At 62.8% G+C, this 16,575-nt stretch carries 14 protein-coding genes; 3 read left to right on the top strand and 11 right to left on the bottom strand.

From position 1 onward, the window contains the following. The first annotated feature begins 20 nt into the window (after positions 1-20). Positions 21-2,117: a selenide, water dikinase SelD gene (gene selD, locus LOKVESSMR4R_RS11635; protein WP_087208569.1), complete on the top strand. Its 2,097-nt coding sequence runs from the start codon at positions 21-23 to the stop codon at positions 2,115-2,117. Here selD and mnmH read toward each other — a convergent pair. The 11 genes from mnmH to LOKVESSMR4R_RS11580 all read right to left on the bottom strand — a co-directional run bounded on the left by mnmH (position 2,104) and on the right by LOKVESSMR4R_RS11580 (position 14,533). After that, positions 2,104-3,156, bottom strand: coding sequence for a tRNA 2-selenouridine(34) synthase MnmH (gene mnmH / locus LOKVESSMR4R_RS11630; RefSeq protein ID WP_087208567.1), 1,053 nt, complete (start codon positions 3,154-3,156; stop codon positions 2,104-2,106). The genes selD and mnmH overlap by 14 nt on opposite strands. Positions 3,157-3,213: 57 nt before the next feature. Next, complete coding sequence (locus tag LOKVESSMR4R_RS11625) at positions 3,214-4,155, bottom strand: aldose epimerase family protein (protein WP_087208565.1); 942 nt, start codon at positions 4,153-4,155, stop codon at positions 3,214-3,216. Then, positions 4,155-6,056, bottom strand: coding sequence for a beta-galactosidase (locus tag LOKVESSMR4R_RS11620; protein WP_087208562.1), 1,902 nt, complete (start codon positions 6,054-6,056; stop codon positions 4,155-4,157). The genes LOKVESSMR4R_RS11625 and LOKVESSMR4R_RS11620 overlap by 1 nt, the downstream gene beginning before the upstream one ends. A gap of 41 nt (positions 6,057-6,097) precedes the next feature. Further along, a complete protein-coding gene (locus LOKVESSMR4R_RS11615) occupies positions 6,098-6,919 on the bottom strand; it encodes an SMP-30/gluconolactonase/LRE family protein (RefSeq protein ID WP_087208560.1) in 822 nt (273 codons plus the stop codon). Continuing rightward, a complete protein-coding gene (locus tag LOKVESSMR4R_RS11610) occupies positions 6,916-7,521 on the bottom strand; it encodes a 2-dehydro-3-deoxy-6-phosphogalactonate aldolase (protein ID WP_087208558.1) in 606 nt (201 codons plus the stop codon). Before LOKVESSMR4R_RS11610 ends, LOKVESSMR4R_RS11615 begins: the two co-directional genes overlap by 4 nt. A 2-nt stretch (positions 7,522-7,523) precedes the next feature. After that, a complete protein-coding gene (locus tag LOKVESSMR4R_RS11605; RefSeq protein ID WP_087208556.1) occupies positions 7,524-8,426 on the bottom strand; it encodes a 2-dehydro-3-deoxygalactonokinase in 903 nt (300 codons plus the stop codon). Next, on the bottom strand, positions 8,423-9,181 hold the full coding sequence (locus LOKVESSMR4R_RS11600) for an SDR family NAD(P)-dependent oxidoreductase (RefSeq protein ID WP_087208554.1): 759 nt from the start codon (positions 9,179-9,181) through the stop codon (positions 8,423-8,425). The genes LOKVESSMR4R_RS11605 and LOKVESSMR4R_RS11600 overlap by 4 nt, the downstream gene beginning before the upstream one ends. After that, the gene (locus LOKVESSMR4R_RS11595; protein ID WP_087208552.1) at positions 9,178-11,262 is read right to left on the bottom strand and encodes an alpha-galactosidase; all 2,085 of its coding nucleotides are present in this window, start codon (positions 11,260-11,262) and stop codon (positions 9,178-9,180) included. The genes LOKVESSMR4R_RS11600 and LOKVESSMR4R_RS11595 overlap by 4 nt, the downstream gene beginning before the upstream one ends. A 7-nt stretch (positions 11,263-11,269) precedes the next feature. Then, positions 11,270-12,118, bottom strand: coding sequence for a carbohydrate ABC transporter permease (locus LOKVESSMR4R_RS11590; protein ID WP_087208550.1), 849 nt, complete (start codon positions 12,116-12,118; stop codon positions 11,270-11,272). Between the two features lie 96 nt (positions 12,119-12,214). Then, the gene (locus LOKVESSMR4R_RS11585) at positions 12,215-13,174 is read right to left on the bottom strand and encodes a carbohydrate ABC transporter permease (protein ID WP_087208548.1); all 960 of its coding nucleotides are present in this window, start codon (positions 13,172-13,174) and stop codon (positions 12,215-12,217) included. 99 nt (positions 13,175-13,273) lie between these two features. Next, positions 13,274-14,533: an ABC transporter substrate-binding protein gene (locus LOKVESSMR4R_RS11580; RefSeq protein ID WP_087208546.1), complete on the bottom strand. Its 1,260-nt coding sequence runs from the start codon at positions 14,531-14,533 to the stop codon at positions 13,274-13,276. A gap of 154 nt (positions 14,534-14,687) precedes the next feature. Here LOKVESSMR4R_RS11580 and LOKVESSMR4R_RS11575 point away from each other — a divergent pair, with 154 nt between their 5' ends. Continuing rightward, positions 14,688-15,482 (top strand): IclR family transcriptional regulator, encoded by a 795-nt coding sequence (locus LOKVESSMR4R_RS11575; protein WP_087208544.1) that lies wholly within the window; start codon positions 14,688-14,690, stop codon positions 15,480-15,482. A 3-nt stretch (positions 15,483-15,485) separates the two neighbouring features. Beyond that, positions 15,486-16,547 (top strand): ABC transporter ATP-binding protein, encoded by a 1,062-nt coding sequence (locus LOKVESSMR4R_RS11570; RefSeq protein ID WP_087208542.1) that lies wholly within the window; start codon positions 15,486-15,488, stop codon positions 16,545-16,547. The last annotated feature ends 28 nt before the right edge of the window (positions 16,548-16,575 follow it).

The following is a 16,575-nucleotide window of genomic DNA, read 5'->3' as shown; positions in this document are numbered from 1 at the left end:
GGGCGCGTTAAAGGCGTTGCATGGATAGATACCCTTTCACCCGTGACCTTGTGCTGATCGGCGGCGGCCATAGCCATGCGCTGGTCTTGCGCAAATGGGGGATGGACCCGCTGGCAGGCGTGCGGGTGAGCGTGATCAACCCCGGCCCGACAGCGGCCTATTCGGGCATGTTGCCGGGGTTCGTGGCGGGGCATTACACGCGTGACGATCTGGATATCGATCTGGTCAAATTGGCGCGTTTTGCAGGCGCGCGGTTCATCAACGGGGCGGTGACGGGCATCGACCGCACGGCACGCACCGTCACCGTGCCGGGGCGCCCGCCCATCGGCTATGATGTGCTGGCGATTGATGTCGGCATCACCTCTGAAATGCCCGCGCTTGATGGTTTCGCCGCGCATGGCATTCCGGCCAAACCCCTTGGTGCCTTTGCGCAGGCTTGGGAGGATTACCGCGCCCGCGCGACAGCCCCGCAAATCGCCGTGATCGGGGGCGGTGTCGCGGGGGCGGAACTGGCGCTGGCCATGGCGCATGCTTTGCGCGACAGATCGCCGAAATTGCATCTGATCGACCGCAGCCGGGCCTTGGCCGCCTTGGGTGACAAAGCCCGGCACAAAATGCTGGCGGCGCTGGCGGGTTACGGCGTGGATATCATCGAAAATGCCGACGTCACGCAGGTCTTACCCCAAGGCGTGTTGCTGAAAGACGGACGCCTGATCCAGAGCGATTTCACCACCGGTGCGGCCGGGGCAAAACCGCATGACTGGATCGCAGGCACGGGGCTGGACCTGCAAGACGGGTTCATCACGGTGAATGCGCAATTGCAAACCAGCGACCCTATGGTCTTTGCCGTCGGCGATTGCGCGCATATGGCGGCGAGCCCGCGCCCCAAGGCGGGGGTCTATGCCGTGCGGCAGGCGCCCGTGCTGTTTGACAATCTGCGCGCGGTCTTGTCCGGCGGGCAGATGCGCGATTATTCGGCGCAGCGCGATTATCTCAAGCTGATCTCGCTGGGGCGGAAATCGGCGCTGGCGGAAAAATTCGGGACCATCTGGCAAGGGCCGCTGTTGTGGCGGCTCAAGGACCGGATCGACCGCAAATTCATGATGCGGCTGGATGATCTGCCCGCGATGCCCGCGCCCGTGATGCCGAAAACCGCCGCCCTTGGCCTGCGCGAGGCGCTGGGCGATAAACCCATGTGCGGCGGGTGCGGGGCCAAGGTGGGGCGCGCGGCCTTGCAGCAAGTGCTGGGCGATGCCTTTGGCGATGATGCAGGGCAGGTGCAGATGGGGCAGGTCATCACGACCGATCATCTGCGCGCGCTGGTGGCCGATCCGGTGCTGATGACACAGATCGCCGCGATCCATGCGCTGGGTGATATCTGGGCGATGGGGGCCACCCCGCAGGCCGCCACCGCGCAGATCATCCTGCCCCGGATGGATGCCGCCTTGCAGCAGCGCAGCATGGCCGAGATCATGGCGAGCGTGACCGCCACCATGTCCAAGGCTGGGGCGCGGATCGTCGGCGGGCATAGCGCGCTGGGCGACGAGCTGACCATCGGCTTTACCATCACCGGGCTGGTGGACAGACCCATCACGCTGGCGGGCGCGCGGCCGGGCGATGCGCTGATCCTGACCAAACCTATCGGCAGTGGGACGATCATGGCGGCTGACATGGCCGGGCAGGCGCACGGGGGTGATGTGATCGCCTGTCTGGACCTGATGGTGCAATCGCAGGCTGCGGCCTCTGCGATCCTGCGGCAGGCCCATGCGATGACCGATGTGACGGGTTTTGGCCTTTTGGGGCATCTGCGCGGGATCTGTGACGCCTCTGCCACTGGGGCCGTGCTGGATTGGGCGCAGGTGCCTTTGATGGCGGGGGCGGCGGCTTTGGCGGCGAAAGGCGTGCGCTCGACGCTTTTTGCCGATAATCAGGCCGGCGCTGGCATGATCGGCGGGGCGGTGCCCGATCTGGCCTATGATCCGCAGACAGCGGGCGGCTTGCTTGCGGCGGTCGCGGCCAAGAGCGCCGATGATCTGCTGCGCGCATTGACCGAGGCGGGCTATCAGGCCGCCATCATCGGGCAGATCACCCAAGCGCCAGAGATCACCCTGCGCTAAGCAGCGGCAGGATCGCCGCGACCAGCCGGTCCTGCCCGGCATCATCCAGCGTGTCACTCTGCAGATCGGCCAGAATGTCATGTGCCACGGCTTTGCGTGATTTCGCATAGGCGGGGTCGTAATGCTGGTCCATCAGCGCATGGGCAAAGCCTGTCAGATCGCCCGCATGCAGCAAGGCCAGCCAGTGATCGACGACGTCATGGCCGCGGATATAGCGCAGCGGCGTCAGCCTGCGCGCCATTTCTTGGGGGTCGGCGGCGATATCGGCATAGGCTTGTGCGAGATAGCGGGCACGCGCGGCAAGCGGCGCGTGGACGGTGATCCGCCCGGCCGCAGACATCGCAGACCAGAGCATTGGCGGGATGATCAGACGGCCGATCTTGCTGCTTTCCGCCTCGATCAGCACCGGGCGCGCGGGGTCCAGCCGGTGCAGCGCCAGCGCGATCCGCGTCTCGAAGGCGCGTTGCGAGGGCTGGCCCTGCGCGGTGCCACCCAGCAATGACCCGCGATGGTTGGCCAGGGCTTCAAGGTCGATGACCTGCACGCCCTTTGCAGCCAGCCGCGCCAGCAGGGCGGTTTTCGCCGTGCCGGTATTGCCATCCAGCAGGATGATCCGCTGCGGCAAGGGCCTGTCATAGACCGCCTGTTGCACCAGCCGCCGGAATGTCTGATAGCCGCCCTGCACGGTATCGGTGCGCCAGCCGATCTGGGACAGGATCGCGGCGAAAGACCCCGATCTTTGCCCGCCGCGCCAGCAATAGACCAAGGGCCGCCAGCTGCCGTCCTTATCGGCCATCGCCTGCGCGATATGATCGGCGACATTGCGCGCGACCAAGGATGCGCCCAGTTTGCGCGCCTCGAAAGGGCTGACCTGTTTATAGATCGTGCCGATCTGCGCGCGTTCGGCATTGGATAGCGCGGGCAGGTTGATCGCGCCGGGGATATGGTCCAGCGCGAATTCGGCAGGCGAGCGGACGTCGATCACGGTGTCGAAACCGTGGTTCAAAAGATCATCAAGCGTGGCAAAAGCAATCGGCATGGCGCTGTCTAGCGCGCTGGTCGCGCGGGCGTAAGGGGCAAGTCGCGTCGCGTGGCCCTAGCCTGCGAAGGTCCAGCGTGTCACCTGCGCATAAGTCGCGCCTGCCCGCAGCTTGATCTGGGGGAAATGCGCATTGTTGGGCGCGTCCGGCCAATGCTGCGCCTCGATGGCCAGCGCATCATGCTGCGGGCGGCCGTCAAAGACCTGTAGCCCCGGCATATTTGTCGCCATCACCATGCCGACCCCACCTTGCCCTGTCAGCGACAGCACATCGCGCAGCGGTTCCACGCCCTCGGACAGGCAAAAATTGTGATCCAGCGGCGGGGTCTGCGCGCCCAGCACGGTGGCGGCGCGGAAGTCCATGCCGGTGCCGGTCACATCCAGCACATCGCCGGTCGGACAAAAGGCATCATCAATTGGCAGGTAATGATCCGCCGCGATCCGCAGGCGGTGGCCGTGCCATGTGCCTGATCCATCAAGGTTCCAATAGCTGTGATTGGCGATATTCATCAAACTTGTCGTGTCGCTGGTCGCATTGATCGTCAGCGTCAGCGTGGCAGGGGCGCTTAGCGTGAAGGTCGCCGTGACGCGCCGCTGTCCGGGCAGCCCCGCAAAACCATCGGGCATATCCAGCGCAAGCGTGGCCGCGTTCTGCGTCACCGCGACCACATCCCAGACCTGCGCATGGGCACCCTCGGACCCCGAATGCAGATGGGCCTGTCCGTCATTGCGTTCCAGTTCATACATCATCCCGTCCAGCCGGACCCGCGCCGTGCTGATCCGGTTGGCGACAGGCCCGACAATGGCCCCGTGATACAGCATGGCCCCTTCGTAATCGGCCAGATCGTCCGATCCCACCGTCAGCCCGTGATCGACCCCCGCCAGCCGCAGATCCTGCACCCGCGCGCCATAGGTCAGCAGCGTGACCGTCAGATCGCCCGCGCGCAGCGTGATGGTATGCGCGGTCTTACCGTCCTTGGTGGTGCCGAAAACCTGCATCACAGCGTTTCCCAATGCACGCCCGCCGCGGGCACGATGACATCGCCCCAGGCCTGCGCTTTGGGGGCATAATTGAACACGAAGCGATGTGTGGCCGTATCCCTGATCCGCAAACCGTCAGCCAGGGCATAGCTGGGCAGGTCCAGCGCATCGCACAACCCGCCGATGATCGCATCAAAGGTCGCATCATCGGGCCAGCCCGCCAGATAGCGCAGATGATCGCCGCCCATGATCGCGGGCTGGCCTGATTTGGTGGACAGATGCACAGGCGCGGTCCCGTCCAGATGTTCGAACCAATGCCGGAACCGGCCGCCGCCTTGCAGCTTGATCTTGGCATCAGGGGGCAAGCTTTCGGTCAGCACGACCGAGATATCGGTATCGGGCAAATCGGGGCCAAGCGGGGTGGGGATGCTCAGCTCATCGGTCTTGGTATCGCTACGCGGCCCGATCAGGGCGATCCCGTCAAAGCGGGCCAATGCGTGGCGAAGCGGGGCGCTGATCTTCATCAGGCCGGGGGCCAGCACCAGTTTATAGCCCGCCAGATCGGCGCAATCGGGGGGCAGGATGTCGATATTCAGCCCCGCCCGCCGCAGCGCACGGTAAGCGGCAAAGGCCAGACGGAACCCCTCGAAATCGGCCCCTTGTGGTTGGGTGTCCCAAGCCCAGGCGCTGTCGTAATCAAAGACAAGTGCGGCTTGTGCCGTGGCGGTGCCCACATCGGGCAGGTCCGCGATTTCATCCGCAACCTGACGGCATTCGGCCAAAGCAGGCGCTGGCGCGCTGTCGGGGCGCAGCAGGCCCGCATGGTTTTGTTCCTGCGCAAAAGGCGCCTGCCGCCAGCGGAAATAACAGACGGTTTCGGCGCCATGGGCGAATGCCTCCCAGGCCCAAAGACGCGCCATGCCGGGCAGGGGGGCGGGGTTGTAAGGTGCCCAGTTCACCGGGCCGGGCTGTTGTTCCATCACCCACAGCCGGCCTTTGCCCACGGCACGGTATAGATCGTGGTGGAATGCCTGCATATCGGGGTGGCCTTGGCGCAGAAACGCCGCCTTTTCCTTGGCCGTGCCTTCCAACCGGTCAGATAGAAAGCCGATCGGGTAACTGTCCCAAGACGCGATATCCAGATCAGCGCCGACCTTCCAATGATCGAAGGTCGTGATTCGGCCCATGTAATTGTGAATAAGCGGCGCAGCGGTGTGGCGGCGGAGTTCATCCGCTTGCACCTTGTTGAACGCTGCGACCTGATCAGAGCTATAGCGCCGGAAGGCCAGCACATGCGCGGGGTTGGGCTCGGTCACGGTCAGGTTGGGCAGGTCGATCTGGTCGAAGCTGTCGTAATCCATCGACCAGAACACATTGCCCCAAGCCCGGTTCAGCGCATCGGTCGATTGATAGCGCTGCGCCAGCCAATCCTGAAACCCCCGCCTTGCGGCATCCGAATAAGACAGGGTCGTGTCATGGCAATCATATTCATTGTCGATCTGCCATGCGGCCACATGCGGATGCGTGCCATAGCGTTCACCCATCAGCCGCGCGATCCGGCGGCATTCGTCGCGATAACCGAGATGGCTGAAATCATAATGCCGGCGCGATCCGAATTTGCGCGCGCGCCCCTGCGCATCGACGGCCAGCATGTCGGGATATGTGTCCAGCATCCAGCGCGGCGGCGTGGCGGTGGGGGTGCCCAGCACCACCTTCAGCCCCGCAGCGCCCAGCACGTCGATCGCGCGGTCCAGCCAATCCCATGTCAGGGTGCCCGGAACAGCCTCCATCCGTGCCCAGGCGAATTCGCCGATCCGCACCCAGGACAGGCCCGCCTCGACCATGCGGGCGGCATCCTGGGGCCATTGGGTCTCTGGCCAATGTTCGGGGTAATAGCAGATGCCAAGCGTGCGGTGCATGTGTCAGCCTTTTGAGATGCAAACCAAAGGGGGGGGCAGGGTTACAGGATCACCTGATGTTCTGCCTGCCCTTTGTAGGATGTTGGGGTGGTATATGTCTTGCCCTCATCCGGCCCCTCGCGGCCCGTTGCGGCCGTGGTGCAGAACAGGATTGAAAGATCATCGCCACCGAAAGCGGGGCAAGAGGTTTGCGCCGCGGCAAAGCCGAAGCTGTCGATAAACTGGCCATCGGGGGCATAGCCCGCCACGCGCCCCGCGCCCCATTGCGCGTTCCACAGATTGCCCTGCGCATCGACGACCGCGCCATCGGGGCGGAAATCAGTGTCGCTCAGGTCGATATGGACCACGGGGTCGGCACATGGCCAGCCCTGCGCATCCAGCGCCACGCGCATGATCTTTTGCGTCGGCGTATCGGTGAAATAGGCGGTGCGGCCATCAGGGGCGAAACAGATCGCATTGCTGATCGTGATTGGCGCGAAAAGCTGGCGCAGCGCACCTTTGTAATAGCGATAGATTGCGCCTGCGCCCGGTTCGGCATTGATCCCCATCGTGCCGATCCAGAACCCGCCCTGCGGATCGGCGCGGCCATCATTGGACCGGGTGACGGCATTATCCGCCTCTAGCGGGCACAAAGGGGTCTGGCTGCCATCGCGCAGATCAAAGTGGATCAGCGCGGTCTGGCTGGCGATCAGCAATCTATCCGCATCGACCCAGCCCGCCGCCGAGACATGTTCGTCAAACTGCCAATGCCGCGCCTTGCTATGCAGCCGCTTGCCCAGAATATCGAACCAGAACAAGGTGCCGCGCACAGGGTGCCATAACGGGCCTTCGCCAAGGCTGCATTGGGTGTCGTCAAAGATCATGCTGCGGCCTCGTCATAGGCGGCGACGATATCGCGGGCGCGGGCGGTAATTTCGGCGATATCCCGACCAGGTTGATAAAGTGCAGTTCCAATACCAAATCCATTGGCACTTGCGGCCATCCATGTTGCAAAAGTGCTATCATCCGCACCGCCCACAGCATAGATCTGCGTGCCTTGGGGCAGCACGGCGCGGATCGCCTTGATCCCGTCGGGACCGATCAGGCTGGCGGGAAAGATCTTCAGCCCATCGGCACCGGCCTTTAATGCGGCGAAACATTCGGTCGGTGTCATCACCCCCGGCCAGCTGTGCAGCCCCGCCATCTTGGTGGCCACGATCACGCGCGGGTCGCAATTGGGTGACACGATCAATTTGCCGCCGACCTGTGCCACGCGGCCGACATCGTCGGTGGATAATACCGTGCCCGCCCCGATCAGCGCCTTATCGCCAAAGGCGCGCGCCATGCGGCCGATACTGTCGAACGGGTCGGGGGAATTCAGCGGCACCTCGATCTTGGTGATGCCCGCGGCGATCAGGGCGGCGGTGACGGGTTCGGCCTCTGCGGGGGTGATGCCGCGCAGGATGGCGATCAGGGGGCGGTGCATCTTTATCCTTTCAACTGGCGGTAAGCGGCGGTCAGCCCGGACAGTGTCGCGGCCTCGGCATTGACCTGAGTGGCAGGCGCAGCATGCTGTGCCAGCGCCGTGACGTAAAGCCGTGCCAGCGCGCCCGCGCCGATCACGGCGATCTGCTGGCCCAGCCAGTAAGGTTTGGCCGAGGCAAGTTCCGCCCCGATCAGCAAGCCCGACAGCCGCGCGCGCGCAGCGGCCCCCGACAGATCGCATAACAGCCCTTCGGCGCGCAGCGAAAACAGCCGGCCTGCCAGCTTTTCAGGCCGTGCCGATGCATCGGCCAGCGCCGTGTCAAAGGCCGCATCATCCCAGCCTTCGGCGGCCACGGAATGGCGCAGCACGGTTTGGGTGGCGAGGGTGGCGAACAGCTCGCCTGTCATGAAGGTCTGAAAACTGACGATTTCGCCCGCGCTGACATGGACCCATTTGGTATGGGTGCCCGGCAGGCAGACCACACCGTCCCAGCCCTTGTTCTGCGCCAGAAAGCCCGCGATCTGGGTTTCCTCGCCGCGCATGACATCGGCGGGCTGCAGCTGTTTGATGCCGGGGATGACATGGACCTGCAAGCGCATGTCCTGGCTGGGGGCGCGCACCAATGGTGCGGCAAGCGGCGCGCAGGGCGTGGCGGTATAGGGGGCCTCGACCCAGCCTTGGCGCGATCCGACCATGCCACAGGCAATGATCGGGGTAGGCGCGGTCAGCCAGTCGCCGACCAGCGCCAGCAATGCGGGTTCAAACCCTGCGCGGTCCAGCTGGCCCATGCCCCTGTCGGACCCGGCCTGTGCCAGCACCGTGCCGCTGGCCGACATCGCCCAGGCGCGCAGATGCGAGGTGCCCCAATCAACGGCGATCCAAGCGGGGGTAACCGGTGCCATCATCCTGTCGTCACCACGCCGGCATCAACCACCATGGTCTGGCCCGTCATCATCGCCGAGACGTCCGAGGCCAGAAACAGCACCGGCCCGACCATATCGGCGGGCTGCATGAAATCCTGCAAACATTGCCGTTCCAGAAAGGCGGCCTTGCTGTCTGGCGTGGCCCACATGGTTTCCTGTTTCTCGGTAAAGACCCAGCCGGGGGCGATGGCATTGACCCTGATCCCGCGCGGCCCCCATTCGCGGGCCAGCGAACGTGTCAGCCCGGTGATCCCCGCATTGGCGGTGGTATAGGCGACCATATCCGCCGCGCCGAACATATAGCTGATCGAGGAAAAGTTGATCATCGCGCCTTGCGGGGCCATCAGGCTGGCGGCTTTCTGGCAGGCAAAGAAATAGGCCTTGAGGTTCACCGCCTGCATTTCATCCCAATAGGCCGGGGTGATGGTTGCGGCCGCGTGGCGGGCGTCATTGGCGGCATTATTGACCAGCGCTTTCAGCGGGCCATGGGTCTGCGCGGCCTGTGCGATGGCATCTTGCAAGGCATCGGTGTCGGTGATGTCGCATTGGATAAACAAGGGCCGGTTGCCGTGTTTGGCGGCCATCGCATCGGCAAAAGCGCTGGCATCGGAGCGCCCGACAAAAGCGACCTTGGCACCCTGCGCCAGAAACCCCTCGGTCAGCGCGACCCCGATGCCGCTGCCGCCCCCGGTGATGAACACCGATGCACCCATCAGATCATGAAAGCTGGCGGTCATAGGCTTTCTCCTTGCAGCACCCATATCCGTTCGGGGAAGGACCAGGGCAATGTCACGCCGTGCTGCATCAGATAGCGGCCCGACGCAACCAGCGATCCGGATTTGAGCAAGGGCGCCCCGCGTGAAAGGCCGGGCGCCTCGTCGCGGTTGACCAGCGTGACCTGATAGCGCGCCTGCGGGTCAAGGCCCGTCAGCCGCAAGGGGCGCGGTGCAATCTGCCTGCTGGTCGCGGCCTTGCCAACGAAAACCACGAAACACTGCTTGTCGCGCGCCAGTTGCTGTTCAGCGATCACCGCAGGATCGGCGCTGTCCAGCCGCAGGATATCGGCCGTTTGCAGCCAATGGCGGTGCTGTTTCCACCATGCCGTGACCTTGGTCAGCACAGCGGCCTCGTGGTCGGTCAATTCGCGCGGGTCCATCTCGAACCCCATATGGCGCTGGGCCGCGACCCATGCGCGCAAAGAGATATCCAGCGTGCGGCCCGAGGTATGGCAAAGCCGCGGGCCAACATGGCTGCCGGTCACGGCCAGCGGCAGGAACAGCGCCGCATCATGCTGGATGCGCAGCCGCTCCAGCGCATCATTGCTGTCGGACAGCCAGACCCGCTGCGTGCGTTGCAGGATGCCAAAGTCGATCCGCCCGCCGCCCGAGGCGCAGCTTTCGATCTCGACGCCGGGGAAATCCGCGCGCAGCCGGTCCAGCAAGGCATAGGTTCCCCGCGTCTGGGCGGCATCGGGCATCGGCAGGACGCGGTTATGGTCCCATTTGATGTATTCAATCGGATGATCGGTCAGGATCGCGGCGATCCGGTCATAAAGATAATCGCGCACGGCAGGCAGCGCCATGTTCAGCACCAATTGTTGCCGCCCGCGTATCTGTTCGGCGCGGCCCAGCACCCAACCCGGATGGGCGCGATATATGTCGCTGTCCTCGTTGATCATCTCGGGTTCAAACCAGAGGCCAAAGCCCATGCCCAGCCCCTGGATATGGGCGATCAGCGGGTGCAGCCCCTCGGGGTATTTGCGCGCATCCACCACCCAATCGGCAAGGCTGGTGGTGTCATCATCGCGCCTGCCGAACCAGCCGTCATCCAGCACAAACCGTTCCGCGCCCAGCGCTGCGGCGCGGCTGGCGATGTCTTTGAGCACCGGCAGGTCATGGTCGAAATAGACCGCTTCCCAGCAATTGTAATGCACCGGGCGCGGGGCATCGGGTTTGGGCCAGGTCACGACCCGGTCGCGCAAATGGCGCTGGAAGGCGATCGCGCAGCCGTTCAGACCGCTGTCGGAATAGGTGATATATAAAGGCGCGGTGCTGAAATGTGTCGCCGCGCTGGTTTCCGACCCGGCCGTGTGGCCCCATTGGATTTGCCGGCGGCCATCGGGCAATTCCTCGGCGATCATGCGATGCCCGCCGGACCAGCCATAGTGAAAGGCATAGACCTCGCCTTGGGTGTTCGTTGCGCCACGGCAGGGCACGATCAGGCCGGGGACATGTTCATGCCCGCTGCGGCCTGTGCGGCTTTCGCGCAACCGGATGCCGGGGGACCAGGGCGTGCGGGCCAGCTGGAATTCACCGCACCAGCGGCCGGAGATGTCGATCATCTCGTCGCTGTAGTGCGGGCCGGGCAGAACGGGGGCGGCAAGCCAGTCCAGATGCACCGGCTGATCCGCGTCAAGCATGGTCTGGCAGGTGATGATATGGGTTTCGGGGTCCGAGCGGAACGCGCAGGTCAGCTCTAGCCCCTTGTCGGCATCGCGGTATGTCAGGCGCAGGGCAGCATCGGTTTGCTCTGCCTTCACAAAGCGGAACATCGCCAGCAGCGCCGCGCCGCCTCCATCGCGCAGGATCAGGCCGGGCTGGCCGGGAAAGCTGCGGCTGGCCTCGGGGCAGAGCGACAGATCGGGGTTTTCATCCAGCATCCCGCCGGTCACGTCGATGGCATGGGCGATGTGCAACATGGCAAGGTCTTCGTCTGCGGGCAGGCTGGCGCCCCAATAGACGACCTGTGGCAGGCGGGCATTTGTGGCCGCCAGCACAAGCGTCTGGCGTCCGTCGTCGATCCGGTAAGTCTGGGTCATGGTTTTCTTACTTTACAGCCCCGAGCGTCAGGCCCGCGATGAAATGTTTCTGCATCAGGAAAAACATCAAGACCGGCGGCAGGGCGGCCACGATGGAACCTGCGCTCATCAGGTGATAGGCGGCGCGATATTGCGCGTTGAAACTGGTGATGCCTGCGGTGACAGGCTGGCTTTCGGGGCCTTGGGTCAGCACGACGGCCCAGAAATAATCGTTCCAGATGAAGGTGAAGATCAGCACCGCCATCGCGGCGATTGCGGGTTTCATCAAGGGCAGCACGACATAAAGAAAGATGCGCCATTCCGCGACACCTTCGACGCGGGCGGCCTCGATCAGCGGAAAGGGCAGCGCGCGGATAAAATTGCGCATGAACAGCGTGGCAAACCCGGTCTGAAAGGCGATGTGAAACAGCACCAGCCCGGTCTTGGTATTGTATAGCCCCATATCCACGGTCAGATCGCGCACCGGCACCATCAGGATCTGGAAGGGCACGAAATTGCCCGCGATGAACATGAAGAAGATCAAAAGGTTGCCCTTGAACTTATAGACCCCCAGCGCAAAGCCGGTCATGCAGGCCAAAGCCACAGTGCCGATCACCGTAGGCACCGTGATCAGCACGGAATTCAGCAGATAGCGCGGCATCGCGCTTTCGAAGAACACCCGCCCGTAATTGGTGAAACCCTCGAAAGACGAAGGCCAGCCCCAGTAATTACCGGTGGTGAAATCGACATCGGGCTTGATCGAAAAGATCATCACCGCGATCAGCGGCAAAAGCCACAGGATCAGCGCGACAGGCAGAAAGGCCTGATAGCCAAGGCGCAGGGCGGGGGATGATTTCTGCACGGGTGTCGGAAACATATCAGCGCTCCGCCGTCCCGGGCTTGACCCGGGACCCCGCGCTGACCCGGACCAGCAGGTCCCGGATCAAGTCCGGGACGGGTGTGTGCATGAATGTCATCCGCGTGCCTCTTTTTCGTCTTGGTACATCGTCCACAAAAAATAAGAGATGAAGACCAGCATGATCAGGAACAGCACCACCGCAACGGCGGCGGCATAGCCATATTGCAGCCCGCGTTCGGAAAGCGATTTCTCGAACACATAATAAGACAGCACCCGGGTTGACCCGAACGGCCCGCCGCCTGTCATGATCGAGACCAGATCGAAACTGCGCAGGGCACCGATGATCGTGACGACAAAGGCGATAAAGGTCGCAGGCTTGAGCTGCGGCAGGATCACATGCCACAGCATCTTGCGTCCCTTGGCGCCATCCAGACGGGCGGCCTCGACCTGTTCGGGGTCAACCGCGTTCAGGCCGGTCAGATAGAGGATCATGCAATAGGCCGTCTGCGGCCAGAGGCCCGCCGCGATGATCCCGTAAGTCGCGGTATTGGGATTGCCCAGCACGCCACCCCGGATTTCAATCCCGAACCAGCCGGTCATCACCGTGAACAGCCCGTTATTGGGCAGGTAGAACCAGGAAAACACCAGGCCCACGACGACCTGGCTGATGACGAAAGGGAAAAAGAACAGGGATTTGTATAGCCGGATACCGCGCACATTCTGATTAAGAAACAGCGCGATGAACAGCCCCAGCGGGATCGCCAGCAGGTAAAGCACCAGCCAACGCAGGTTGTTCCACAGCGAAATCTGGAAATTGCGATCCGCGCGTTCGCCGTTCAGACCGAATAATTTGTTGTAATTCTCCAGCCCGATATAGGTGCCGTTGGTGTCGATATCGCCCAGCCCGTTCCAGTCATAAAGCGACATGCCAAAGCTTTGCCAGATCGGCGCGATGACATAGACCACGAAGAACAGCACACCGGGGGCCAGGAACAGCCATGGCGTGATCGCGATCTCGTTGCGCTTGTACCAGCTGCGCTGTCTCTGGCTGTCGCTATCAGCGGAAATGCTCATGCGCTTCCCTGTCTGTTGGGCAAAGGTTTATGCCGGACGCGGATGAGGCCACGACCGGCACGAACGGGGCGCGCAAGACCGCGCACCCCGTGGGGAGGATCAATAGACGTCCTGGCGTGTCGCTTCCAGCCGCTCCAGGATGTCATCAAGGTTGTCAGGGAAGACCATGAATTCCTGGAACCCTTCCATGCCTGCCGCCGCCATTTCGGCAGGGGCGTCACGGTCAAAGAACTGCGCGATCCCACCGGGGGCGCCGCTTGACAGCATCTGGAACCCTTGCTGCAGGAATTTGTCATCATCAACCGAGGACAGCGCGTTCACGGGCAGCTGGCCCAGGTTCGCGCCATTGTTGATCAGCGTCTGGTTTTCGGCAGACACCACGAAACGCAGGAATTCACGCGCGGCTTCCTTGTTCTGGGCACCCGAGGGGATGTGGAACGTATCTGTCGGCGCGTCTTCACCCTTTGGAATGCCAGGGGTGATTTCGACGAATTGGTAGAAATCCAGCTGGTCATCGCTCAGGCCTGCTTCGCGCAGCGGGGCCACGGCGAAATTGCCCATCAGATAGCTGGCAGCCTCGCCATTGACCATGAAGGGCAGGGCTTCTTGCCAGCTGTAATTCTGGTGGTCGTCGACAAAGGCCCCCATGTCGATCAGCTCGCGCCAATTGGCAAAGGTGGCGCGGACCTCGTCGCTGGTCCAGCTTTCTTCGCCATTGGTCAGGCGCGCGTGAAAGTCATAGCCATTGGTGCGCATGTTCAGATAGTCGAACCAGCCGCCGGCGGTCCACAGGAACTTGGTGCCGATCGTGTAGCATTTGATCCCGTTGTCCAGCAGGGTCTGGCAATTGGCCAGCTCTTCTTCCCAGGTGGCAGGCTCGGTCAGGCCGAACTGGTCGAACAGGTCTTTGCGGTAATATACGCCCCACTGATAATAGGTGTAAGGCACGCCATATTGCGCGTCACCCACCGTCAGCGCAGCTTTGGTGGATGCCAGCTCTTCGCTCATCGCCCCTTCCCAGATGTCAGAGATATCTTCGAACAATCCGGCCTCGACATAGGGCAGCATGCGGTTGGCGGCATACCAATTGGCCACATCCGGCGCATTGGCGGTCAAGAAGTTGCGGATCTGGGTCTTGTAGGCTTCGCGGTCGATCACCGTGAGTTCGATGTTCAGATCCGGGTGCATTTCGCCGAAACGTGCGACCATGTCTTCCATCACTGCGCGCGGCGCAGGGTTGGACATGTCCGAGAAAATGACCAGATCGCCCGACAGCGATTGTGCATTGGCCTGCATGGCGGATGCCGCGATGCCTGCTGCAACGAACGCCGCGAACGACGTTTTCAGAATGGAATGCATTGTATCCTCCCTAGGTGCTTCCATGGTCAACCGTGGTTTCATTATATGAAACTCGGTTTTGCATATTGATACTTAATCGCAAAGCCGCTAGCCTTGTCAACAGTCAAGACAGATCTGCGCCACCAGCGCAGCGGCGCAAGCGGGGGGACAGCAGATGACAAGCGATGGCACGGTCGGCAAGGCGATGGAGGTGCTGGACCAGGTGGCCGCCTATAGCCGGCCTGTGCGGTTCAGCGAATTGCTGGCGGCATCGCCCTTTCCCAAGCCGACGCTGTATCGTTTTCTGCAAACACTGACAAACCAGCGGATGCTGGCCTATGATCCTGACCGGCAGACCTATTCGCCGGGCGTCCGGTTGGTGCGGCTGGCCCATGCGGCTTGGGAACAATCCACGCTTGCCCCGATCGCGCGGCCTCATATCGACGCCTTGTCTGCGGCGGTCGGCGAAACGGTGCATCTGGCCCAGCTTGACCATGCCCAAGTGCTGTATATCGACAAGCGCAACGCCAATAATCCGGTGCAGATGTTCAGCCAGGCGGGCAAGGTCGGCCCGGCCTATTGCACGGGTGTCGGCAAGGTGATGCTGGCCTTCTCCGACCCTGCGATCATCGAGGCCGTGATTGAACAGCAAAGCTTTCATCGCTTTACCGCCGCCACGCTGACCACGCCTGCCACGTTGCGCGCGGAACTGGCCGATATCCGGGCCAACGGCTATGGTTTCGACCGCGAGGAACATGAACCCGGCATCATCTGTGTCGCCATGCCGATCCTGTCGGATGCCGGGCGGGTGCTGGGGGCCTTGTCGGTGACCAGCACGACCAGCCGGACCAATCTGGCGGGTCTGGAATCCTATGTGCCGATCCTGCAGGACACGGCCGGCAAAATCGCAAGGGATGCCCAAAGCTGGAGCTTTCCCGATTACGACGCAAAAGAACAAACGGGGAGATAGGCAATGTCGGGTGTCACGCTCAAGAACGTGGTCAAGCGCTATGGCGATGTGCAGGTCATCCATGGCATCGACCTGACCATAGCGGATGGCGAATTCTGCGTCTTCGTTGGCCCCTCGGGCTGTGGCAAATCCACCTTGCTGCGCATGGTCGCAGGGCTGGAGGAAACCACAGAAGGCAGCATGGCCATCGGCACCCGCGACGTGACCCGGCTGGACCCTTCGGCGCGCGGGGTGGCGATGGTGTTCCAGACCTATGCGCTTTATCCGCATATGACAGTGCGCGACAATATGGGGTTCGGGCTGAAAATGAACGGGCACCCCAAGGCCGAAATCACCCGCAAAGTGGCCGAGGCGACGCGGATCCTGAAACTCGAACCCTATCTTGACCGCAAACCCGCCGCCCTGTCCGGCGGTCAGCGCCAGCGCGTGTCCATCGGGCGCGCCATCGTGCGCGGCCCCGAAGTCTTCTTGTTCGACGAACCTTTGTCCAACCTCGACGCCGAATTGCGGGTCGAAATGCGGGTCGAAATCGCGCGGCTGCACCGCGAAATCGGGGCGACGATGATCTATGTCACCCATGATCAGGTCGAGGCGATGACCCTGGCCGACAAGATCGTCGTGCTGCGCGCAGGCCGGATCGAACAGGTCGGCGCGCCGATGGACCTTTATCGCGACCCCGACAACAAATTCGTGGCCGGGTTTATCGGCTCGCCTGCGATGAATTTTCTGGGCGGCACCGCCAAGGATGGCAATGTCACCGTGCCGGGCATGAAAGCCGATTTCGCCGGCGTGATCCCGGCATCCTATCGCGGTGACGTAACCGTGGGGATGCGCGCCGAACATCTGGCCGTCGATCCGGACGGTGACACCCATACCGTCGATCTGACCGAAAGCCTGGGTGGCGTGTCCTTTGTCTATCTGACCTGCGACACGGGCGAGCGCATCGTGATCGAGGAACGCGGCGATGATCGCTCGGTCGAGGGCGCGCGCGTCGGTGTGACCATCGACAAATCGCGGCTTTACCTGTTTGATGCGCAAACCGAGACACGCATCCGCACCGGATGATCAACGTCTGCGGCCTGCAGGAGAAGAT

This window comes from Yoonia vestfoldensis (genome assembly GCF_002158905.1).
GTDB lineage: Bacteria > Pseudomonadota > Alphaproteobacteria > Rhodobacterales > Rhodobacteraceae > Yoonia > Yoonia vestfoldensis_B.
This window is presented reverse-complemented; position numbering and strand designations above follow the sequence as displayed.

Excerpts from the sequence above, each read along its gene's own strand:
- LOKVESSMR4R_RS11575 (WP_087208544.1), top strand. The coding sequence starts at position 14,688 with ATGACAAGCGATGGCACGGTCGGCAAGGCGATGGAGGTGCTGGACCAG.
- LOKVESSMR4R_RS11620 (WP_087208562.1), bottom strand. The coding sequence starts at position 6,056 with ATGCACCGCACGCTTGGCATCTGCTATTACCCCGAACATTGGCCAGAG.
- LOKVESSMR4R_RS11570 (WP_087208542.1), top strand. The coding sequence starts at position 15,486 with ATGTCGGGTGTCACGCTCAAGAACGTGGTCAAGCGCTATGGCGATGTG.
- LOKVESSMR4R_RS11590 (WP_087208550.1), bottom strand. The coding sequence starts at position 12,118 with ATGTTTCCGACACCCGTGCAGAAATCATCCCCCGCCCTGCGCCTTGGC.
- LOKVESSMR4R_RS11615 (WP_087208560.1), bottom strand. The coding sequence starts at position 6,919 with ATGATCTTTGACGACACCCAATGCAGCCTTGGCGAAGGCCCGTTATGG.
- LOKVESSMR4R_RS11610 (WP_087208558.1), bottom strand. The coding sequence starts at position 7,521 with ATGCACCGCCCCCTGATCGCCATCCTGCGCGGCATCACCCCCGCAGAG.
- LOKVESSMR4R_RS11625 (WP_087208565.1), bottom strand. The coding sequence starts at position 4,155 with ATGCAGGTTTTCGGCACCACCAAGGACGGTAAGACCGCGCATACCATC.
- LOKVESSMR4R_RS11595 (WP_087208552.1), bottom strand. The coding sequence starts at position 11,262 with ATGACCCAGACTTACCGGATCGACGACGGACGCCAGACGCTTGTGCTG.
- selD (WP_087208569.1), top strand. The coding sequence starts at position 21 with ATGGATAGATACCCTTTCACCCGTGACCTTGTGCTGATCGGCGGCGGC.
- LOKVESSMR4R_RS11580 (WP_087208546.1), bottom strand. The coding sequence starts at position 14,533 with ATGCATTCCATTCTGAAAACGTCGTTCGCGGCGTTCGTTGCAGCAGGC.
- LOKVESSMR4R_RS11585 (WP_087208548.1), bottom strand. The coding sequence starts at position 13,174 with ATGAGCATTTCCGCTGATAGCGACAGCCAGAGACAGCGCAGCTGGTAC.
- mnmH (WP_087208567.1), bottom strand. The coding sequence starts at position 3,156 with ATGCCGATTGCTTTTGCCACGCTTGATGATCTTTTGAACCACGGTTTC.
- LOKVESSMR4R_RS11605 (WP_087208556.1), bottom strand. The coding sequence starts at position 8,426 with ATGATGGCACCGGTTACCCCCGCTTGGATCGCCGTTGATTGGGGCACC.
- LOKVESSMR4R_RS11600 (WP_087208554.1), bottom strand. The coding sequence starts at position 9,181 with ATGACCGCCAGCTTTCATGATCTGATGGGTGCATCGGTGTTCATCACC.